18 protein-coding genes are annotated in these 20373 nt (G+C 69.1%); 9 read left to right on the top strand and 9 right to left on the bottom strand.

The window, feature by feature from the left end; translation table 11 throughout:
- The first annotated feature begins 2 nt into the window (after positions 1 to 2).
- A complete protein-coding gene (locus ABFJ78_RS00585) occupies positions 3 to 314 on the top strand; it encodes an iron-sulfur cluster biosynthesis protein (protein ID WP_436383519.1) in 312 nt (103 codons plus the stop codon).
- 177 nt (positions 315 to 491) lie between these two features.
- On the opposite strand, the gene ABFJ78_RS00580 is transcribed toward ABFJ78_RS00585, so the two are convergent.
- The 4 genes from ABFJ78_RS00580 to ABFJ78_RS00565 form a co-directional block, all read right to left on the bottom strand.
- The gene (locus ABFJ78_RS00580; protein ID WP_436383517.1) at positions 492 to 1463 is read right to left on the bottom strand and encodes a magnesium transporter CorA family protein; all 972 of its coding nucleotides are present in this window, start codon (positions 1461 to 1463) and stop codon (positions 492 to 494) included.
- A gap of 31 nt (positions 1464 to 1494) precedes the next feature.
- Positions 1495 to 2292, bottom strand: a complete 798-nt coding sequence (locus tag ABFJ78_RS00575; protein ID WP_436383515.1) for a GAF and ANTAR domain-containing protein — start codon at positions 2290 to 2292, stop codon at positions 1495 to 1497.
- A 5-nt stretch (positions 2293 to 2297) separates the two neighbouring features.
- Positions 2298 to 2996: a GAF and ANTAR domain-containing protein gene (locus tag ABFJ78_RS00570; RefSeq protein ID WP_436383513.1), complete on the bottom strand. Its 699-nt coding sequence runs from the start codon at positions 2994 to 2996 to the stop codon at positions 2298 to 2300.
- A 568-nt stretch (positions 2997 to 3564) separates the two neighbouring features.
- Entirely contained in the window at positions 3565 to 3732 is a 168-nt protein-coding gene (locus ABFJ78_RS00565) for a hypothetical protein (protein WP_436383512.1), read from the bottom strand.
- 511 nt (positions 3733 to 4243) lie between these two features.
- Between ABFJ78_RS00565 and ABFJ78_RS00560 the strand changes: the two genes are divergently transcribed.
- Positions 4244 to 5293, top strand: a complete 1050-nt coding sequence (locus ABFJ78_RS00560) for a fatty acid desaturase family protein (RefSeq protein ID WP_436383511.1) — start codon at positions 4244 to 4246, stop codon at positions 5291 to 5293.
- On the opposite strand, the gene ABFJ78_RS00555 is transcribed toward ABFJ78_RS00560, so the two are convergent.
- Together ABFJ78_RS00555 and ABFJ78_RS00550 are read right to left on the bottom strand one after the other, a co-directional pair.
- Positions 5290 to 5802, bottom strand: coding sequence for an STAS domain-containing protein (locus tag ABFJ78_RS00555; RefSeq protein ID WP_436383508.1), 513 nt, complete (start codon positions 5800 to 5802; stop codon positions 5290 to 5292). The genes ABFJ78_RS00560 and ABFJ78_RS00555 overlap by 4 nt on opposite strands.
- 900 nt (positions 5803 to 6702) lie before the next feature.
- Positions 6703 to 7662 (bottom strand): tyrosine-type recombinase/integrase, encoded by a 960-nt coding sequence (locus tag ABFJ78_RS00550; RefSeq protein ID WP_436383507.1) that lies wholly within the window; start codon positions 7660 to 7662, stop codon positions 6703 to 6705.
- A gap of 1019 nt (positions 7663 to 8681) precedes the next feature.
- Here ABFJ78_RS00550 and ABFJ78_RS00545 point away from each other — a divergent pair.
- The 3 genes from ABFJ78_RS00545 (at position 8682) to ABFJ78_RS00535 (ending at position 11153) form a co-directional block, all read left to right on the top strand.
- The gene (locus ABFJ78_RS00545) at positions 8682 to 8936 is read left to right on the top strand and encodes a hypothetical protein (protein ID WP_436383505.1); all 255 of its coding nucleotides are present in this window, start codon (positions 8682 to 8684) and stop codon (positions 8934 to 8936) included.
- A 331-nt stretch (positions 8937 to 9267) separates the two neighbouring features.
- Complete coding sequence (locus ABFJ78_RS00540; protein ID WP_436383504.1) at positions 9268 to 9768, top strand: SixA phosphatase family protein; 501 nt, start codon at positions 9268 to 9270, stop codon at positions 9766 to 9768.
- A gap of 89 nt (positions 9769 to 9857) precedes the next feature.
- The gene (locus ABFJ78_RS00535) at positions 9858 to 11153 is read left to right on the top strand and encodes an alginate lyase family protein (protein WP_436383501.1); all 1296 of its coding nucleotides are present in this window, start codon (positions 9858 to 9860) and stop codon (positions 11151 to 11153) included.
- Positions 11154 to 11199: 46 nt separating this feature from the next.
- Here ABFJ78_RS00535 and ABFJ78_RS00530 read toward each other — a convergent pair whose 3' ends face one another.
- The 3 genes from ABFJ78_RS00530 to ABFJ78_RS00520 form a co-directional block, all read right to left on the bottom strand.
- Positions 11200 to 11916 (bottom strand): S1 family peptidase, encoded by a 717-nt coding sequence (locus ABFJ78_RS00530; protein WP_436383500.1) that lies wholly within the window; start codon positions 11914 to 11916, stop codon positions 11200 to 11202.
- A gap of 469 nt (positions 11917 to 12385) precedes the next feature.
- Positions 12386 to 12757: a hypothetical protein gene (locus ABFJ78_RS00525; protein WP_436385348.1), complete on the bottom strand. Its 372-nt coding sequence runs from the start codon at positions 12755 to 12757 to the stop codon at positions 12386 to 12388.
- 22 nt (positions 12758 to 12779) lie between these two features.
- Positions 12780 to 13145 (bottom strand): hypothetical protein, encoded by a 366-nt coding sequence (locus ABFJ78_RS00520; protein ID WP_372671513.1) that lies wholly within the window; start codon positions 13143 to 13145, stop codon positions 12780 to 12782.
- Between the two features lie 449 nt (positions 13146 to 13594).
- On the opposite strand from ABFJ78_RS00520, the gene lanKC reads away from it, so the two are divergent.
- The 4 genes from lanKC (at position 13595) to ABFJ78_RS00500 (ending at position 20191) form a co-directional block, all read left to right on the top strand.
- A complete protein-coding gene (gene lanKC / locus ABFJ78_RS00515) occupies positions 13595 to 16165 on the top strand; it encodes a class III lanthionine synthetase LanKC (protein WP_436383498.1) in 2571 nt (856 codons plus the stop codon).
- A gap of 37 nt (positions 16166 to 16202) precedes the next feature.
- Positions 16203 to 16346, top strand: a complete 144-nt coding sequence (locus ABFJ78_RS00510) for a SapB/AmfS family lanthipeptide (RefSeq protein ID WP_086673630.1) — start codon at positions 16203 to 16205, stop codon at positions 16344 to 16346.
- 129 nt (positions 16347 to 16475) lie between these two features.
- Positions 16476 to 18143 (top strand): ABC transporter ATP-binding protein, encoded by a 1668-nt coding sequence (locus ABFJ78_RS00505; protein WP_436383497.1) that lies wholly within the window; start codon positions 16476 to 16478, stop codon positions 18141 to 18143.
- On the top strand, positions 18140 to 20191 hold the full coding sequence (locus tag ABFJ78_RS00500; protein ID WP_436383494.1) for an ATP-binding cassette domain-containing protein: 2052 nt from the start codon (positions 18140 to 18142) through the stop codon (positions 20189 to 20191). The genes ABFJ78_RS00505 and ABFJ78_RS00500 overlap by 4 nt, the downstream gene beginning before the upstream one ends.
- Positions 20192 to 20373: the final 182 nt, after the last annotated feature.

The following is a 20373-nucleotide window of genomic DNA, read 5'->3' as shown; positions in this document are numbered from 1 at the left end:
GGATGCAGAAGGCGAGACCGTCGATGTTCACCATGACCGAATCGGCCACCGAAGCGATCAACCAGCTCACCGCGGCCCAGAACGTCCACACCGAAGGCGGCCTGCGCCTGACCCTCGACGGCCCTCCCGAGGAGGGCGCCGAGCTGAAGGTCGAGGTCGCCGCGCACCCGATGGCCGGCGACCGCGTCATCACCACCGCGAACACTCAGGTGTTCCTCGGCCGCGAGACCCGGGTCCACCTTGCCGACAAGGTCCTCGACGTCCGCAAAGACATCGACGGGCACTACACATTCCTGATCACGACCCCGCACTGACGCACGATCCGGAGACCGACATGCCTGCGAGGGCCCGAGAGGACGAGAGCTGGCGACGGAGCACTCTGATCACCCCTCACCTGGATCACCCGCCGCAGGTCAAGGCCATCGTCGACGAGTTGTACGCGACGCTGTCCGAGCCAGGGCGCCGCGGTCGGAAGGCGGCGCCGGCGGAGTTCAGAGCCAGCCGCGGCGTTTGAAGACGGTGTAGAGGGCGCCGGAGAGAGCGAGGATGGCGATGGTCGAGGTCCGGAATCCCCAGGGTTGCTGGAACCCGGGGTAGGGGATGTTCTGGCCGTAGAAGCCGGTGACGGCGGTGGGTACCGCGATGATCGCGGCCCAGCTGGTCACTTGTTTCATGATGGTGTTGAGCCGGTTTCCCTGGATGTTGAGCTGGGTGTCGCGAATGGTGGCGACGAGGTCGCGCAGGGACTCGGTCCATTCCGAGGCGCGCAGGACGTGGTCGTAGACGTCTTGGTAGTAGGGCATCAGCGCGTCGTCGGTGACGTGGTGATCGGGCCGCATGAGGGTGTTGACGACTTCCCGCATCGGGAGCACGACCCGTCGCAGGGTCACCAGGCTCTTGCGCAGCCGCAGCGAACGTCGTTGCAGGTCGGTATGGCTGACCCGGTCGGCGAACACGACGTCTTCGAGGGCTTCGATCTGCTCGTCCAGGGACTGGACGGCGTCGAAGTGGCTGTCCACCACGTAGTCCAGCAGGCCGTGCACCAGGTATCCGACGCCGCTGCCGGCGAGATCTTCGGCGTCGTCCCAGCGCTGCACCACGGCATCGATGTCGAAGTCGTCGCTCTTGCGGACGGTCACGAATGCCTGTTCGGTGATGAACGCTGACACTTCGATGGTCTGTAGTTCACCCGAAGGGGTGTCGAGGTGAACGGCGTAGGCGTTGAGGAACCCGTGGGTGTCGTAGCGGTCGACCTTGGGCCGCTGCTGGGCGTGCAGGGCATCCTCCACCGCCAGCCGGTGCAGGCCGAGTTCCTCACCGATGGCCGCGAAGTCGTCTTCGGTGGGAGCCACCATGTCCAGCCACACCACGGCGGTGGGATCGGCGAGGTGATCGGAGATGTCGGCGACCGGGAAGTCTTCGGCCTCCAGGACGCCGGTGCGGTAGAGCCGGGTTCGTGCCATGGCGGGTAACGGTAGTCCCGCGCGGGAGCCGTCAGGGGCGTGACCGGGCAGCGTACGCGATGATCGCCTGGACGTCGGCAGTACCGTCGGCGACGTCGCGGGACAGGTCGGCGAGTCGCCGGTTGTGTGCGCGGGCGTAGCCGCGCAGTGCGCTGAAGGCGTGCTCCATATCGGGGTCTCCGCTTTGCGCGGAAAGCGCGCCCTTGGCCTGCTCGATGATCACACGGCTGTTGAGAGCGGTCTGGAGCTGCTCGGTGAGGATGTCGCCGCGGTCGATGGCGCGGTGCTGCAGCAGCCCGATGGTCGCGATGTCGGCCAGCGCCTGGGCCAGGGCGGTGCGGTCCGGGTCTTCGGGCACGGGTTCGGTGTTGAACAAGGTCAGCGCGCCGATGACCTGGCGGCGCAGCCGCATCGGAATCGCTTGTGCAGCACGGAATCCGGCCGCGTCGGCTGCTGCTGTGAAGCGCGGCCACCTGCCGGCGTCGCGGAGGAGGTCGGTGCTGAGCACGGGACGTCCGCTGCGGACGCATTCGATACACGGCCCGTCGTCGGCCTGCACCGCGAGGGTTTCCAGTAGCCCGGCCCGTTCGGAGGACGCCGCGGCCATGCGCAGCCGGCCGTCGGGGTCGGTCAGGACGACACCGGCGGCGGAGACTTCCATCAGGTGCAGGCACTGCTCGACGAGGGTGCGCAGGAAGTCGGCGACGTCGAAGTCGTCGACGAGGGTGTCCGCGAGTTCCACGAAGGTGCGCGCGAGGAGCCGTTCACGGTGTGCGGCCGTGGTGGTGCCGACCGGTGCGGACGCGGCGTCATGCGGGATTCCTGGCATGTCTGTCACTCTTCCGTCTGTAGGTGCAGCTCGTGGCCGACGATTCGCCTGCCCACCTCGTTGAGGGTCAGCTGGTGGGCGTAGGCGTGGGCACGGATCCGCAACAGGGCGTCGTGCACGCTCACGCCCAGTTGGATCGTGAGGATGCCGGTGGCCTGATGGACCGCGTTGTGCACGTCGCCCTGCCCTCGCAGCCTCGTGCTGCCCGGCGCCTCGACATCGTCCAGCAGAGCCACCGTGGCTGCCTCGGCCAGCGTGAACGCGCCGGAAAGCTGCTGTCCGGTCAGCGGTCCCGAAGTGGTGCGATGCAGGTTCAGCACACCGAAGCGGGCCGCACCGACCTGCAACGGGAGTGAGCAGACCGCCGCCACGCCGAACCCGGCAGCGCCGGGAACGAACACCGGCCACCGGCGATGTTCGAGCTCGAGATCCGGCACGATCACGGGCCCCCCGGAATTGTAGGCGTCCACGCTGGGGCCTTCACCCACGGTGAGCTGCAGGTCCTCCAGCTTCACCCCGGCGTCGTCGGTGGCGTGCAGCAAGACCTGGGAACCGTCGGTCAGGGGGCCGCCCATCACGCTCACAGCGGCTCCGGACACAGCCAGTTCGGTGACACACAGCTCACAGATGCGCCGGACCACCTCAAGGCCGCCGCCCGAGTCGCCGAGAAGCGCCAGGAGCCGTTCAGAGCCGCTACCGGCCATGGCAGGCCTCGTTCCAGCGGCGGCTGAGGCGAGTACATCCGACCTTGATCACGTTTGCGCGGCCCACACCGCCTGGGGACGCGTGGTGTTCCTCGCCGCACTCACCGGTCATCATGATTCGGGCCCTCGGCTCGCCGTACTCGGACGTCAGCACCAGGGACCGGGGTGCCACCACGATGCATTCTACTCATCGCCGGTCACAACGCAGTCAGAAGTGCGACGGTCCGGTAGCTCTTCGGTTCGGGCACGGTTCGGATCTTGTGGAAGTCAGTCGGCTTGCCTCCCGGTCGAGACCGCGTTCGCCGGGCCGGACCCCGGCGCGGTTGACTGGTCCAGCACCGGGCATCGCCTGTACACGGCTTCGGCCTTGACGTCGCGGCGGGCGCGAGGCGCCCGCCTTCTCCGCCGGGGTGGAAGAACAGGTCTCCGGCCGGCCGGTCACGAGCTGAACATGGCGACCCGAGTGGAACCCGCAAACAGCCGGCGCAGCAGCGCGGGGGATGCGGCTTCCGCAGTTCGACGTTACGCCGACTGCTCGGCGCCCTCCCATGGGGCGGCCGGAACGCCGTCAGCTTTGGTAGGGGTGCTTCTCCCGTGCCTCGCGGAGGGCCGTTCCCCGCCAGGCCAGCTGGTCGAGCATGGTCTTCGCGGCGGCGTTGCAGCCGGTGGTGTCCTTCGGCTGGCCGTCCTTGCCGAACAGTTCCCAGACGTTGTGGAAGCTGACGGTGTCGCGCACGCTGACCGCGCGCGGTTTCGGCCATTCCCTGCCCGCGGTCGCGGTCAACCTTGTCGCCGAAGTGGGGCAGCTGCGGGATCAGGGGGCAGTTCCCGGAGCACGTTTCCATGGGCGTCGAGGTGGACTCAGGCCCTCACCTCCTCGACGTCCGGGTCCACGGCCTGTCACCGGCGCGCGATCTTGACCGCACGGAGACGATGTAGAGCCGCCTGCATCCGCCGACGACGGTTCTCCACCATCGGTCCTCCAGGCGCTCGACCTTCGTGCGACTACCCGCAGCTGTCGGCCGGTCTCCGTGATCGAGCGGTTGGTCACGGGGCAGCGTCCCTCGTCACCACAGGGCGTTATCCGGACGGTCAAGGCACACCGCCACAAAAGTCGTCGCGTCGCGCGCTCGGAGAAACGACACCCGATGTGATCTTGTTTACCGCCGAGCAGGTCCGGGAACCCGAACCGGGTAAAGAGTGGGTGCCCCAGTCCCCGGCGCCGCAGGACTTGGGGAAGGACATACATGACTGCGTCTCCGATGAGCGCCGAGGCTGGCGCGCGCGCGACGTCGCGCAACGACTTCGGTGAGCTCGGTCGCCTCGTGCGAGGCGAAGGATTGCTCGACCGGCGTTATGGTTACTACGCGGTGAAGATCAGCCTCACGCTGCTCGCCCTGGCCGGCGGTTGCGTGGCGTTCGTGCTGCTGGGCGACTCGTGGTGGCAGCTGGCGACCGCGGTGTTCTTCGCGGTGATGTTCGCCCAGATCGCGTTCCTCGGCCACGACGCGGGCCACAATCAGATCTTCCGCACCGGCCGAGCCAACGACCGCCTCGGCTACGCTCTCGGCGGGGTCATCGGCATGAGCTACGGCTGGTGGATGGGCAAGCACACCCGGCACCACGCCAGTCCCAACCACGAGGACGACGATCCCGACATCGACATCCCGCTGCTCGCCTTCACCCGCGGGCAGACCGGCGACAAGCGCGGGCTCGTGCGCTGGACGTCGAAGCACCAGGCGTTCCTGTTCTTCCCGCTGTTGCTGCTGGAAGGGCTGAGTCTGCACTGGTCCGGCATCCAGGCCGTACGAGACGACAAGGTCAAGCACCGCCGGCTCGAAGCGGTGCTGCTGTTCGCCCACATCGGTATCTACCTCGGCGCGGTGTTCGTGGTGCTGTCCCCGCCGGTGGCGCTGGCGTTCATCGCCGTCCACCAGGGACTGTGGGGCGTGTACATGGGCTGCTCGTTCGCGCCGGGCCACAAGGGCATGCCCACCTACACCGACAAGACGAAGCTCGACTTCCTGCGCAAGCAGGTGCTCACCAGCCGCAACGTCCGCGGTGGCCCGTGGGTCGACTTCACCCTCGGCGGCCTGAACTACCAGATCGAGCACCACCTGTTCCCCAGCATGCCGCGCGTCAACCTGCGCCGCGCGCAGCCCCTGGTGCAGAAATTCTGCGCCGACCACGGGATCGACTACGCCCAGTGCGGGCTGTTCAAGACCTACTACTACGTCCTGCGGCACCTGCACGAGGTCAGCGCACCGCTGCGCGCCGGGAGCGCACCGGCCCGCTAGCCGCGGAGTCGAGCGCGCTCAGCGCTATCGGCTGCGGCCCGCCGAATCGCCTGACCTACGGTGAGATCGGTACCGACGGGAGCGGTCAGCGCCGCGTCGAGGGAGTCGTACACCGCTAGGTACTGGTCCAGCTCCGTGAGGCTCAGCGGCCGCCGGGTGACCCTGCCGGTGGCCACCACCCGCAGCCAGGTCCGCTGCTCGGCTCGCCGACGTGCCTCGACCAGGGCGGTCAGTCCGGCGCACCCCAGGAACCGGACCTGCGACAGATCCACCACCACCAGGCGCGTACGCGCCGCTAACGCGTGCTCGAGAACGTGGTGCATCTCGGGCGCGGTATAGGCGTCCACCTCCCCTGCCACCTGTACGACCAGAGACCGCGGATGGCGCAGCGCAGTAGCCGTCAGCGGTGCCGGGTACCGATCGTCGTCGCTGGGACTCCTCGCAGGCGCTGGGGCCTCCGCGGGGACGACGCGAAGATGACGGTTGACGTTCTGTCCAGGGTTTGTCACGACCAGCTCCAGATCTGGCCGACCGCTACTCGCCTGCCGCACCCACGGGTACGGGCCTACGAGACAAGTGCAGCCTGCTCACGAACGATGTTCGTCGTGAGAGCGAGGTCCAGGCACTCCCGGCGGGAGTTACCACCTTACCGCCTTTCGAATCTCGCAGCGACTGGTCGTGAACCCGATCGCGCAGCCGCGCAATTCCAGGCTTGTGACCCCAGCGCACAGGGCATGTCCAGCAGCGATGAGGGAACAGGCGCTCGGAGTTCGGGACCACCGTGGACGCCGGCGCCGCGCCGCTTCCACCCACCGTGCCGCTCTGCCGACCAGACATCACGTACCGCCTGGTCGGCCTGCGCCGTCGCGTGACGACCACACCCGACCTCGTCGAATCCCAGCCGCAGAGTGCAGGGATGCTGGCCTGGACGGTAGGTGAACCTTCAACCTCGGCGAGGTGGCGCGGGGCGAAGAGTCTGCTGATCGATCATCGGGATACTTGGGGCTTACATGCGCTGCCCCAGCCCCCGGCGGCACGAATCCGTGCGTCGACCTGGGAGCGGCAGTGGTGACCGACCGCGACAACTCCAGGCTCTGCCGGACGCTGCTGCAGCGGGCTGGGCAGGCCACACCACCGCGTTCGCCGAACTGTACGACCGCACCGCACCAGAGGTGTTCGAGCCGCTCTGCGGCATCCTGGAGGACGTGAACCAGGCCGAAGACACCACCCTCGAGGACCGACGTTGGTGACCCCGAGCATCGCCATGTCCGGGCAGGTCTGGACCTCCTCGGTGTGGACGAACCCGCCGTGGGTGAGCGGGGTGTAGCCGCGGCCGGTGCCGCCGCTGGCCTGCTGGATGGTGTGCAGCGAGGTGCGGGTCTCGGACATCGGCTGCAACGTCCACCCGGTCACCGCGCCGGAGCCGTAGAGGTGCCGCAGCTGCTCGGCCATCTCGCTGGTGCCGATGACGTGCAGCACCCGGCCCGGCACACCCGCGCGGTGCCGAACGGGGAGTCCTTGGCCAGCCGGTCGCCGGCGGTTTCCCAGTGCCCGGGCTGGTCGTGGAAGTCGAACGCCTCCGTGATCCGGCCCGCTTCCTGCTCCGGCGCCCGGACCGCCCGCTCGCTCCGGGTGTGGCGGTGTAGAACGAGATCGCTGGCGCACGTAGGCGCGGCCAGGGGAGGAGCGACGGGATGGCCCTGCAGGAGGGCGGCTGTCGTGTGGTCCAGGGCGATCACCCGGTTACTGGAGGCGCTTTTTGGCGCGGCCAGTTCCAGATGCTTGCCGATCTGGCGGACTTGGCGGACCACGGTCACGGTTCTCGCCTGGAGGTCGACGTCGGCCCATTGCAGCCCGGCCGCTTCGCCTCGGCGCAGCCCGAGCAGCGCGACGAGGTGGAACAACACGTACAGCGGCTGCTCGCGGAGGCGGAGCCAGGCCAGGAACTCTGCCGTCTGATCGGCGGTCCACACCGCCACCGCCGGCCGGATCCCGCTCGCCTGCCGCAGGGCGATCCGGGTCGGGGTCCACACCACCGGATGCGGCTTCGACCCGGACGGTAGTTCCACGACGTGGGCCGGGTTGGAGGCTAGGAGGCCGCGGCGGACTGCGGCGTTGAGTGCGGTGCGCAGGGTGGCGTGGATGCGTTGCAGCGTGGCCGGCGACAACGGCTGGCCGGAGGCCGCGTGGGTGCGGATCAGGGAGATGAGCATCGTTTGCACCCGGGCCGGGGTCAGCTCGGCGACCCGTTCACGCCCCATTTGCGGCATGAGGTGGCGTCGTGCGTGCATGGCGTAGCTGCGCATCGTGGATGGCGCGAGGTTCTCCCGGCTTTCCAGCCACAACCGCAACCACTGCTGCACTGTCACCTCCGACCCCGAACTGCCGTCGAGGGTGGTGGGATTGGACAGGAAGTCCCGCGCCGTGCCCGCTGTTTTCCGTGAGGCGAACCCGCCACGGCGTAGCTGCCGTCGTTCCCGTTTTTGCCCGGCGGTAGCTCCAGCCGGAAGTAGCAGGTCCCATGTCCGCGCACGGCAAGTTGCGGGCACTGGCTTCCCGAGCTGCGGCCGGTCATGGGGTCGCGACACCCGCATCGTTTGAACAATCCGTCACCTGATGTCATGGCCATGCACCTCATTCACAACGACGGCCCGTGACCACTGCTGTGTCACAGGGGGTGCGGTGGCGGGTGTCTGCTGTGATCACGGCGGATCGTCACCGGACTTGATCGTGAACCGGTATCTGTCAAGTGTCCACAAGAGACGGTCTATTTGTTGCAAGACAGCGCGAAGAGGAGCGGAATTCGGCCGTGTGGCAGCATCCTCGGTAGCCGCCGTCATGGTAGATCACAAAGGACAGATGTGTGGTGGCGTTGATGCCCGGGCGGGACGGGATGCGATCTCCAGTCACGATCTTCGAACTGGTGCGGGCTGTGGCGGCAACGGGGATGTTCTCTCAGCACGGCTCGGCCCGTGCAGCCGGGCAATAAGGATGTCGACTGCCAGGGAAACGAATCGACCGAGCATGGCGTACACAGTGCTCACCGAGGCGCGTCGCTGGGCGATCCGGCCGACTGCAGGCATCCGTCATGTTCGCTTCCGGATGGCGCTGCCACGGCCTGCGGGTGCGGCTGCCCTTGGCGACATTCGAGGATGGGGTTCACTTCTGGGTGATCTTGCCGTGTTCGACGGGCGCGGGCCCGGCTGCCTGTTCAAGACTTGCTGGTGATCTTGCGGATCCAGCCCGGCGGGACTCGGGAAGAGTTCATCGCTCGCGTCGTGCAGTCTGCGCCCCCGCTCTCCGACGCTGCGATGTCCCAGATCCGACGTCTCTTGCCGCCGGTCCGGGCCGATCGGGGCCAGGCCGGCCCGGTCCGTCAGGAGAAGTCGTGACACCGGAGCAGCGATCGATGGCGGCACGCGTAGCCAGCTACACGCGATGGGCGATGTGCGACGACCGGACCAATGCAACCGCGCCGGCTCGACGTGGTTTCGACGACCGGTGGACCAAGCAGGTTGATCCGGATGGCACGTTGCCGCACGAGGAACGGGTGAAACGAGCGGAGGCGCTGCGGAAGGCGCATTTTGTGCGGATGGCGCTCTTGTCTTCGCAAGCACGCGCTCGCAAGCGCAGGACTTCGTGACCCCTGTATCCGCAGCGGCAGTCAGTGAGGCTGCAGCAGTCCAACATGTCGCCTTTGAATTATTGACGGCGGGTCCGCAATGGCCCAGAATCATGGGCACTGCGTCTCCGATGGGGCTCCGTTGCCGAAGTAGTGCCCGACGCTGGGCGACACTTCGCGACACTGAAGAGCGGCAAAGATGTTGGCTGACCTGCATTTATTGGCAGTAAACGACATTTGATGGTACTCGTCGACATTGTTTTCCCGTAGACTTTAATCCGTAGGTTCTGGGTTCGAGCCCCAGGCGGCCCACCATTCCCGGCCTCACCGACCGGGGCGACAGGCGGTGAACATGGACGCGACGAGGCGGCTGATCGTCCTCCGGCACGCGAAATCGGACTGGTCCGACGACCTCCCCGACCACAAACGTCCCCTCGCCCCGCGCGGGATCCGAGACGCGCCCAAGCTCGGCCGCTGGCTCGCCGACAACGGCTACCTCCCCGAGCAAGTCCTCTGCTCCACCGCCCGCCGCACGAGGGAAACCTGGGAGCGGGTCAGCGACGCGCTGCCGACGAAGCCGCCAGTCGAGTACGACGATGACCTCTACGGTGCCGGCCCCGAAGAGTTCCTCAAAGCCGCCCGCCGGGTTGCGCCCGAAGTCATCACGCTCGCCCTCGTCGGGCACGAGCCGGGCGTCAGCGAACTGACCCTCGACCTCGCCGGCTACGGAGACGACACCCGGTTGGTCCAAACCAAGTTCCCCACCGGCGCCGCGGCCGTGCTCGTCACCGCCGACACCTGGGCGAACCTCGGTGCCGCGAAGCTCGAGGCCTTCTTCCGCCCGCGCGACTGAACCCGCCGAGGCATTGCCCCAGTGGAGTTCACATGCGTACCCTCCATTCACTCACGGGTTTGATGTTCATATTTGTGAATGGAGCGGACATGGTTCTCCGCCACACCGTCGTGGCCGCGCTCGCCGTAGCGGGCATCGTCACCTCGACAACGACGCCCGCCGAGGCAGCGACGACGTCTCATGGCTGCACCGTCCCGGTCATCGGGGCGATCTGCGCGCCGCAAACCGTCGTCCTCGACGGCAACCAGTTGCTACGCACCAAGTTCGCCGCCCTCGTCGGGGAAAAGACCTCCAAGACCGCCCTCGGCAACCTGCTCCGGCAGGCCAAGGCCGACCTCACCACCGGGCCCTGGAGCGTCACCGCCAAGAAGCAAGTCCCGCCCAGCGGCGACAAGCACGACTACCTCAGCCTCGCGCCCTACTGGTGGCCCACGACCCAGCCGACCGCCGAAAACCCCTGGGGCTGCCCGTTCGTGCAGAAGGACGGCCAGCGCAACCCCATCGTCGACGAGATCACCGACCACGCCTACCGCGGCGACGCCTTCGCCGCGATCTACCGGCTCGCCCTCGCCTGGTACTACACCGGCGACGCGCGCTACGCGCAGCGCGCGGCCCTCGACCTGCGTACGTGGTTCCTCGACGCGGCCACGAAGATGAACCCGAACATGAACTACGCCCAGGGCATCCCGTGCAAGGTGGACGGCCGCGGCATCGGCATCATCGAGTTCTCCTACACGCTCACCCAGGTCGTCGACGCCACCGCGATCCTTGCCACCGGCGCCCCCGGCTGGACGAACACCGACCAGGCCGGCATGACCGGCTGGTACACGCAGTTCCTGACCTGGCTGCGCACCAGCAAGAACGGCACCGACGAGGCCAAGGCCCAGAACAACCACGGCAGCTTCTACGACATGCTCGCCGCGGCGCTCGCGCTCGGCACCGGGCAGCGCGACCTGGCGAAGACGATCACCCAGGACGCCGGCCCGAACCGGATCGCGCCGCAGATCAACGCCGACGGCTACCAGCCCGCGGAAGCGAGCCGGACGCGCAGCTGGCACTACTCCAACTTCAACCTCGTCGCGCTGACCCGGCTCGCGCAGATCGGCAAGCACGTCGGCGTCGACCTGTGGCACTACACCGCACCCAGCGGCGCGACGCTCTTCAAGGCGGTCGACTTCCTGATCCCGGGTGCGACGACTGGGCAGTGGCCCTACCCCGAGCTGGACTTCCGGCAGTACGCCGCGCTCGACGTCCTGCACGCGGCGGCCGACGCCGGCGACAAGGCGGCGCGGACGGCGTTGCCGCGCGTGCCCGTCCAACCCGGCGGTGACCTCTACCCGGTCCGGCCCGCCGCGGAACAGCTCGACGACATTTCGACGTCCTGAGCAGAAAGGGCCCGGCCAGCCGGCCGGGCCCTTTCCCGCGGGAAATTCAGACGCCCGCGACCTGCGAAATCCAGCTGCGATAACGCGTGATGTTCGTGTACGCCGTGTTGTTCGACCGGTCGCTGGTCGACGCGACGCCGACCTGACGGCCGGAAGCGAACATCGGGCCGCCCGAGTCGCCGCCGGCGGTGATGCCGTTGACGCGGTTCGCGCACACCGCGACGCCGCCGGTGTAGTCGCTGCAGCCGATCGAATTCACGCGCACCGTCGCGACCTTCAGGTACCGCGACTGGCAGTTGATCTCGGAGCCGCACTGGCTGGTCGCGCCCCAGCCGTAGACCGAGACGTTCTGGCCGACCGAGACGTCGCCGACGCTGCCGAGCGGCGAGTAGGTGGCGTTCACCGAGGTCGTGAGCCGGACGATCGCCAGGTCGGCGCTGCCCGGGTACCGCGTGATGGTGGAGCCGGTGGCCATCGTCCCGCCGCTGGACTGGTCGAGACTGCCGATCCGGAACGTGTACGTCCCGGAGCTGCTGACGCAGTGCTTCGCGGTCAGGATGTACTGCGGCGCGATGATCGTCGCGGTGCAGTTCTGCTGGCCGTTGACGAACAGCCGGGCCGCCCAGGGACCGCTCGTGGCGGTGCTGCCACCGATGATCGACGGCTGGGCCTGCGGGGTGGTCTGGGCCGCCGCCGGGCCGCCGAGGCCGACGACGGCCAGCGCGGTACTCGCGGCCAGCAGCACGAACTTGCCGAACTTCACGCTCACTCCTTTGTGTGCGGAGAAACTCGCACGGGAAAGCCGGTGGGGACCGAACGAGAAGAGTGTCCGAGTTTTCGGGGAATGTCCGGAACCGACGAAAGTCCGGTCACATCCGTATTTATTTCGCCGAATGGACTACGTGCTGTTCCCGTACTGTTCCGCGCTCAACCCACGGGGGACGCCCATTTGAATCCGGAGCTTGGGGATGCCGGCAACTGGTCGCCACGGCGGCCCCGGGTCCGCTGCGGTTGTTCGACGCCGAGTTCGGCGAGCAGGGCGCGTGGCTGCTGCCGCTCGCGCTGGTGCGCCTGGTCGTCGCCGCGTGCCGCGCTCGGGGTGCCGCGCCGCGTGTGTGCGAGCCGGCGAGCTCACCCGTCGGACCGGGTGGGAGGCGAAGAACTGCCGTCCGGTGCCGCCGGCGCTGATCAGCCCGGACGCCGCCGGCGCGGGCTGTTGTTCGACTGCGGGGTCAGGCGGTGACCTTGGCCGGGGCGGTGCGGCGCAGCCAGTACAGGCCGACGACCGGCAGTACCAGCGGGATGAACAGGTAGCCCTCGCCGTAGACCGACCAGACGGTCGGGTGCCGGAACGCGGCCGCGTCGACCAGGCTGAGCGTGCCGATGGTCAGCACGCCGAGCAGCTCGATGGAGCAGGCGATGAGCGCGACGCGCCACCAGGCGTCGCCGCGCTTGGCCAGCGCGATCGTCGCGACGATGTAGACGACAGCGGCGAACGCCGAGAGCAGGTAGGCCAGCGGCGCTTCGTGGAACTTCGTGCCGATCTGGACGCCGGCGCGCGACGTCGCGGCCAGCGCGAAGATCGCGTACACGGCGACGAGCACCCGTCCGGGGCCGGAGGCCGTCCTACGCTGTTGCTCCACTCCACACCTCGTTCAGTCGCAGCACCATCACCGGGATGGCCAGGCAGGCGATGCCGAGCACGACGGTGCTCGACCGGCTCCGCTCGGCCAGCGCCCAGGCGGCGCCGACGGGCAGCACGACCAGGCAGCCGATCAGGTAGGCCAGGTAGGTCGCCAGGCTGCCCGGCCGGTCGCCGCCGGCGAGCAGCACGATCCCGATCACCAGCTGGACGACCAGCAGCGCCTCGACGACCGCGACCCCGATCAGGAGCGGATTGTCCGGCAGCCGGTTGCGGGCCGACTGGACGAAGCTCCAGAGCGCGACGAGCGTGGCCGCCCCGGCGACCGTCACGGCGAATCCGAAGATCACCCGTTCCTCCTTTCGGTCCGCCGGCCGCCAACTTACTCCGTGGTACCGGCGGGTCCGTCGGCCGAGGTGCCCGGGGCGTGGCCTGGGCCACCTGCGCCGCTCCACAATGGACAAGCGCGCCGACGAGGTGTGCCCGTGCCTCGAAAGTTGATCACTGGAAGGCCTTGATGGCATTCTGCCAATTCGGTGGTTTATTCCCGGTAATCCTTGTGTGGACCTGGGGGAATCTCGCAAAAAGCTTCGTGTTACACCCCGACAGGGTGGTTGGCGATCAGCCAAGAATCACGCTGGGTTCGGCTACCGACTGGTAAGTGACCGTTTTGCCTACCTCGGATAGCCCAGTTGAACCGCCGGGTTGGCGGATAGGCGCGAGGCCGTCCGGCATGGGGGAATATTCCTCGTCCCGGAGCCGCGGCGCCCCGGGAGAACGTACGAAGGGGAATCTTCCGATGGACCTGCGCTACGAAGCTTATTGCTTCGCCGACCCGTTGTTCTACGACGAACAACAGGAAATCGGTGCGCCGGTCGACGATTTCGCCCAGGCGCTGCCGGCGCCGGCAGGCTGGATCACCGCCGATCGCGGGGTCTGGCGGGCACTGCGTCCCGAAGATCGCCGGCTTCCCGGTCAAGGGTGGAAAATCCACGTTTCCGCTGGTCTGGACAATGCGCGGCGCGTGCTCGTGCAGGTGCACGAGTACTGTGTCGAGCACCGGATCTCCTACAAGCACCTCCGCTCGCCGATGATCCTGCTCGCCCGGAATTCGAAATACGCTCCCCGTGACGGCAGCGCCAAGCTGATCACCATTTACCCGGCTGACGAGGACGAGCTGGAGCGTGTTCTGGAAGATCTGGCGGCCCGGCTCGAAGGCGAGCACGGCGCCTATATCCTCAGCGACCTCAGATACGGCGCCGGCCCGCTCTACGTCCGATACGGCGGATTCGCCGAACAGTGGGTGGAGCACGACGGCAACCGCGTCCTGGCGATCCGCAAGCCGGACGGCAGGCTCGTGCCCGACAAGCGGGAACCGACGTTCTCCGTCCCCGACTGGGTGAAGATTCCGGCCTGTCTGCAGAGCAGCGTCGCCGCGCGCAAGGGCGGCGACCCGGCCCAGTTCCCCTATCGGGTGACGCGCTCCCTGCACTTCTCGAACGGCGGCGGCGTGTACCTCGCCGACCCCAAAGCGGGCGGCGACGAGGTCGTCCTCAAGGAAGCCCGGCCGCACGCCGGCCTGGACAAAGCGCGCATCGACGCCGTCGAACGCCTGCGACGCGAGCACGAGGTGCTCGACCGGCTGGCCGACGTCCCCGGCGTGCCGCGGGTGTTCGAGCACTTCACGGTCTGGGAGCACCACTACCTGGCCATGGAGTACATGCCGGGCAACTCGCTGGGCAACTGGCTGGCCCGCAACTACCCGCTGACCAGGCGCGGCACGACGGATGCCGACCTCGCCGCGTACACCCAACGCGCGTTGGACGTGGTCGCCCGAGTCGAGCGGACGGTCGAAGCGATCCATGCCCGCGGCATCGTCTTCGGCGACCTGCACCCGCTGAACATCCTCATCGACGAGGACGACGACGGCCGCATCTCGCAAATCTCGCTGATCGACTTCGAGATGGCCTTCGACGTCGAGTCCGGCGACCGTCCGGCGCTGGGCGCGCCGGGGTTCCGCGCGCCGGCCGATCGCACCGGTTTCGAGATCGACGAGCACGCGATCGCGGCGCTGCGGTTGTGGCTGTTCCTGCCGCTCTCGCAGCTGATGGAGCTCGCGCCGTCGAAGCTGCGCGGCATCGCCGACTTCGCCGAACGACGGTTCGCGCTGCCCGCGGGGTACGCGGACGCCGCAGTCGCGGTGCTGGCCCCGCGTGACGTCCCCGCGGAGCCGGCACCGATCCACACGGAGCTCGACCAGGCGAAACCCGACTGGCCGCTGGTCCGCAAGCAGATCGCCGAAGCGATCCTGGCCAGCGCGACACCCGAGCGTCAGGACCGGCTGTTCCCCGGCGACATCGAGCAGTTCCGGGTCGGCGGCGCCTGCTTCGGCGTCGGCGCCGCGGGCGTCCTGCACGCCCTCGACGTCATCGGCGCCGGCCGGTTCCCCGAACACGAGCGCTGGCTGATCGATTCGGTCCGCCGTGAACCGCCGACCCGGCCCGGCTTCTTCGACGGCAGCTACGGCATCGCGTACGTGCTGGAGAACTTCGGCCACCACGCCGAGGCGACGAAGCTGCTGGCGTCGTCCGCGGGGCTCGTCGAGCAGACGACCGATCATGCCCTGGAGGGCGGCCTCGCCGGCATCGGGCTGGCGATGCTGCACTTCGCGACGGTCCGCCAGGACAACGAGTTCGGCCGCCAGGCGCTGACCACGGCCGTCCGGCTGGCCGAGGCGCTGGAAACGGCGGCGCCGCCGGGAAACTTCGCCCGCGCCGGCCTGCTGTCCGGCTGGTCCGGACCCGCGCTGCTGTTCGTCCGGCTCTTCGAGCGCACGGGCGAGCCGGCGTGGCTGTCCTTCGCCGACCAGGCGCTGACCCGCGACCTCGAAGAATGCGTCGAGTCCGACGACGGCTCACTGCAGGTCCGCGACGGCGCGGCCCGGACGTTGCCCTACGCCGGCATCGGCAGCAGCGGAATCCTGCTGGTCGCCGAGCAGCTGGCCCGCCACCGCCCGGACGCCGAAGCCTGCGAGAGCCTCCCCGGCCTGCGCGAATCGTGCCGCGGCGAGTTCGTCATCCACCCCGGCCTGCTGTTCGGCCGGTGCGGGCTGGCGGTCGCGCTGGGCATGGACCCGGACCCGTCGCCGTCGATCCGCGCGGCGATCGACCTGCACCTGGCGCGGCTGGCCTGGTACGCGGTGCCGTTCAAGGGCGGCCTCGCCTTCCCCGGCAACCAGCTGCTGCGCCTGTCGATGGACGTCAAGACCGGCAGCGCGGGGATCCTCCTCGCGCTCGCCGCCCTCCTGGACGGCAAGGAGGTGCTGCCCTTCCTGGGCCGCACGCCGTCCCCCCAGACCACCGGTCGCTGACCGGCGGACCCCGAAGGAAACGAAGGAAGGAACACCGATGGAACTCGTTCTGGACCTGCAGGCCATGGAGACCCCCGAGGTGCTCGACGGCGGCCACGGTGGCGGTGGCGGCGGCACGTCGAACCTCAGCCTGCTGGCCTCCTGCGCCGACAGCACCATCAGCCTGCTGACCTGCCACTGACCCTGGCGGATCGCCGGCAAGTAGTGCCGAGGTGAAGGGTGCGGGAGCGGCACAGGCCAAGTGCGCCGCTCCCGCCTCTTCATTCTGGCCCCGGTACCGCCCCGGCGGTACCTCGTCCGAAGGAGTGAGATGCGCGGCCCCGCCGATCGGTTGCTGGCCAGGGTGGCCGGACTCGATCGCCCCCGGCTGGCCGCCGTCGTGGGTACCGCGCTGGTCGCCACCGCGGCCGGCCTGCTCCTTCCCGGCGCGCTCGCGGCAGCGGTCGACAGCGTTGTCGCGGGCCGCCGGAGCTGGCCCGAGGTCTCCTGGCTGCTGCTCGTCGGCGGCGCGGAGATCGCGGCCGACGTCGTGGGCGGCATCCTGACCACGCGCCTCACGGCGACGGCGTCCGCGTGGCTGCGCCGCACGGTGTCCGACAAGCTCTTCGCGCTCGGCGCCCGTTCCCGTTTCGCCGAGGGCGACGCGATCAGCCGCCTAACCGGCGACTGCGTCGGCGCCGGCGGAATCGTCACGATCGTCGTCCAGTGCGGCTCGATGCTGGTCATCTCCACCGGCGCCGTCGTGCTGCTCGCCCTCCTGGACTGGCGGCTCGCACTCGTCTTCTTGGGCAGCATCCCGTTCGCGTTGCTGCTGGCCCGCAGCCACCTCCGCCGCACCGCCGACGACGTCCTCACCTACCAGCGGGTCTCCGGCGAACTTGCGGCCCGGATGGTCGACGCGGTCGCCGGCCTCCGCACCATCGCCGCGTCCGGAACCGCCGACCGTGAAGCCGAGCGGGTCCTGCGCCCGTTGCCGAAGCTGACGCTCGCCGGCCAGGGCCTCTGGCGCACCCAGGCCCGGATGGTTTGGCGCGCCGGCTTGCTGACACCGGCGGTGGAGCTGTCCGTGCTGGCCGCGGCCGGCTTCGGCGTCCTCGCGGGTCGGCTCAGTATCGGCGACGTCGTGGCCACCCTCGGCTACGTCGCCCTCGGTCTGGGTCTGGTCACCCAAATTCCGTTGCTCACCATGCTGTCCCGGGCGCGCGGCTGCGCCGAGCGGCTCGTCGAGGTGCTTGACGAACCCGAACCCGTGCCCGGCAAGCTCCCGCTCCTGCCCGGCGACGGCACCGTTGACCTCCGCCACGTAGGCGTCTCGGGCGCGCTGGCGGAGATCGACCTCCGCATCGACGGCGGCACGTTCGTCGCGGTCGTCGGCCGTTCGGGCGCCGGTAAGTCCGCATTGGCCGCCGTGCTCGGCGGGCTGATCACACCCGACGAAGGCCAGGTACTCCTCGACGGCCGCCCGCTCGAGCGCCTCCGACGCGAGGAACTGCGCGCGGTCGTCGGCTACGCCTTCGAACGGCCCGCACTGCTCGGCGCCACGGTCGCCGACGCGGTCGGCTACGGCTCCTGGGCCGGCGAGTCCGCCATTCGAACCGCGTGTCGGATCGCGCAGGTCGACGAGGTCGTCGTCCGCCTGCCCAACGGCTATCACACGCCATTGACCGAGACGCCGCTTTCGGGCGGCGAAGCCCAACGGCTCGGGCTGGCCCGCGCGATCGTGCACAACCCGCGCGTCCTGATCTTCGACGACGCCACAGCTAGCCTCGACACGGTCACCGAGGCCGCGGTCGAGCGCGCCGTGGCCGACGCGTTGCCCGGCCGTACGCGTGTCGTCGTTACCCATCGCGCCGGCACCGCTGCCCGCGCCGACCTGGTGGTGTGGCTCGAGGAGGGCCGGATCCGCGCGGTGGCCCCGCACGCGGCGCTCTGGCAGGAGCCCGGATACCGCGGCGTCTTCACGGAGGACGACGAGTGAGCCTGCGCCGGTTGTACTGGTCCGCTCTCGCCGGGCAGTGGCGTGGCGGGGTCGTGCTGCTCGTGTGTTCTCTGCTCGAAGGCGTGCCTGCTTTCTTTTCGGGGCGACTGGTCGAGCTGTCCGTGGACCGGGGTTTCTCGGTCGGCGACCCGGCCGCCGGTCTCGGCTGGCTGGCGTTGTTCGGGCTGGCCGCCGTACTCGGCGCGTTCGGCGCGCGGATGGTGTGGCACCAGCTCGGCAAGGTGGTCGAGCCGCTGCGCGATGCCCTGGTGACCGCCGTCGTCCGCGGCGTGCTGCATGACGAGTCCCCGCCGCGCAACCAGCCGGACTCCAGCGGCGTCGCCCGCATCACCCAGCACGTCGAGGTGGTCCGCGACGCGACCGCCGGCTTGCTGGTCCAGGCTCGCGGCATGCTGGTGACGACAGCCTCCGCGCTAGCCGGGCTCGTGACGGTCGCCGGCGCATTGGTCGTCCCGGTCGCGGTGCCGGTGGTCGCGTCGCTGGTCGCGTTCGTCTGTCTCCTTCCTTCTCTTGCCCGTCGGCAGCGCGCGCTGGCGCTGGCCGACGAGCACACTGCCGCGGCGGCCGGTGCGTCCCTGGCCGGCATGCGCGATATCGTGGCCTGCGGCGCCGAGCCGATCGCCGCGCTGGCGATGTACGACGCGGTCGACAAACAGGCGAATGCTGCGATCCGGGTGGCGCGGTCGAGTGCCCTCCGCGCGTTGGTGATCTCCCTCGGCGGGTTCGTCCCGTTGCTGCTCGCGCTCGCGTTGGCGCCAGGACTGGTGGCTCGAGGTGAACTGACCGCGGGCGCGGCTCTGGGCGCGCTGGTCTACCTGGCCACGACGATGCAGCCCGCCCTTCGAGGACTCGCAGCCACTGCAGGCACCGTTGTCCTCCGGTTGCTTGTGGCGCTCCGCAGGCTTGCCGAGACGGCCGAGTTGCCTGAGGTGTTCGACGGCACGGCTACCCCGCGCGGCACCGACGTCCAGGTCCACGGCCTGACGTTCGGCTGGGGCGCGGCGGCCGAGCCCGTGGTCCGTGGGTTGGACCTGAGCCTGCAGCCGGGGGAACACCTCGCCGTCGTCGGGCCGAGCGGCATCGGCAAGTCGACATTGGCAGGCTTGCTGACGGGGATGCTGACGCCGCAGGAGGGCCGGGTGCTGCTGGGCGGCGTACTGGTCCGGGACGTGCCCGCGGCACTCCGCCACGAGATCGTGGCGCTGATCCCGCAGGAGGCTTACGTCTTCGCAGGGACCGTGCGGGACAACGTCGGCCTCTTTGCTTTGTCCGGTTCGGACGACACTCTGTCGTCAGCTTTGGACGCGGTGGGCGCGGGCGCGTTGGTGCAGCGCCTTGGCGGCCTCGACGCCGAGATCGGTCACGGCGGCGAAGGAATCTCCGCAGGCGAAGCACAGATGCTCGCGCTGGCCAGGGTCTACGCCAGTTCGGCGGAGTTCGTGATCCTCGATGAAGCCACCTCCCATCTCGATCCCGTGTCGGAAGCCCGCGCGGAACGGGCCTTCGCCGCGCGGGGTGGTGTTCTGGTGGTGATCGCGCACCGGCTTTCCTCGGCTCTGCGTGCGGATCGCGTGCTCGTCATGGACGGCCGCGAGACCGTTTTGGGCCGTCACGCCGACCTGATGACCAGGTCGGCGCGGTACGCGGAACTCATGCAGGCTTGGACGACACCGGTGGCTGGGGATTCAGCCACCGGTGCCGGTCCGGAGGGGGACGCAGACCGCCGACCGGCCCCCGGTACCGGGGGCCGGCGGCCTGCAGACAGAGGCGGGTCCGTTGGCGGGGCGCCTACCGGCAACGGACCCTCGACCAGTGCGCCTCCGTCACTGGGCACGGCAACTGCGGCCGCCGCCGGGGCGCCTTCCGGCGACGGAGCTGCAGCTGCGGTTGGTCCTCGGGTTGGCACAGAGTCCGTGGCCGACATGCCTGCCGGCGACGGGTCCGCGCCCGGGTCGTCCTCTCACAACGGTGCCACCGGATCGACGCCTAGGTCGCCATCCGTGTCGCGAGCCGCTCGAGTGAGCTGACCACCCGTCCACTGTGGACCGATCTCATGCGCTTCCCAGCTTATCGCCGGCGCGGGGGTGCGGAAGCCCTCGATGCGAATCTGTGGACAACTCGCCGATCTGAGGACTACTTGTGGATAACTCGCGGCGATCGACCGGTTCTGTCGGTGCCGTCGTGCATGATCGGAAGCGCGGGAAGAACC

Origin of the sequence: Amycolatopsis sp. MEPSY49 (assembly GCF_051337345.1) — a bacterium.
In the GTDB taxonomy this organism is placed as follows: Bacteria; Actinomycetota; Actinomycetes; order Mycobacteriales; family Pseudonocardiaceae; genus Amycolatopsis.
Note: the sequence above shows the minus strand (reverse complement) of the source record. Positions and strands in the feature narration are given on the sequence as shown.

Bases quoted from the DNA above. Each gene is read 5' to 3' on its own strand.
- ABFJ78_RS00570 (WP_436383513.1), bottom strand. From the start codon at position 2,996: ATGGCCGGTAGCGGCTCTGAACGGCTCCTGGCGCTTCTCGGCGACTCG.
- ABFJ78_RS00575 (WP_436383515.1), bottom strand. From the start codon at position 2,292: ATGCCAGGAATCCCGCATGACGCCGCGTCCGCACCGGTCGGCACCACC.
- ABFJ78_RS00505 (WP_436383497.1), top strand. From the start codon at position 16,476: ATGCGCGGCCCCGCCGATCGGTTGCTGGCCAGGGTGGCCGGACTCGAT.
- ABFJ78_RS00540 (WP_436383504.1), top strand. From the start codon at position 9,268: ATGGACGCGACGAGGCGGCTGATCGTCCTCCGGCACGCGAAATCGGAC.
- ABFJ78_RS00580 (WP_436383517.1), bottom strand. From the start codon at position 1,463: ATGGCACGAACCCGGCTCTACCGCACCGGCGTCCTGGAGGCCGAAGAC.
- lanKC (WP_436383498.1), top strand. From the start codon at position 13,595: ATGGACCTGCGCTACGAAGCTTATTGCTTCGCCGACCCGTTGTTCTAC.
- ABFJ78_RS00585 (WP_436383519.1), top strand. From the start codon at position 3: ATGCAGAAGGCGAGACCGTCGATGTTCACCATGACCGAATCGGCCACC.
- ABFJ78_RS00510 (WP_086673630.1), top strand. From the start codon at position 16,203: ATGGAACTCGTTCTGGACCTGCAGGCCATGGAGACCCCCGAGGTGCTC.
- ABFJ78_RS00535 (WP_436383501.1), top strand. From the start codon at position 9,858: ATGGTTCTCCGCCACACCGTCGTGGCCGCGCTCGCCGTAGCGGGCATC.
- ABFJ78_RS00560 (WP_436383511.1), top strand. From the start codon at position 4,244: ATGACTGCGTCTCCGATGAGCGCCGAGGCTGGCGCGCGCGCGACGTCG.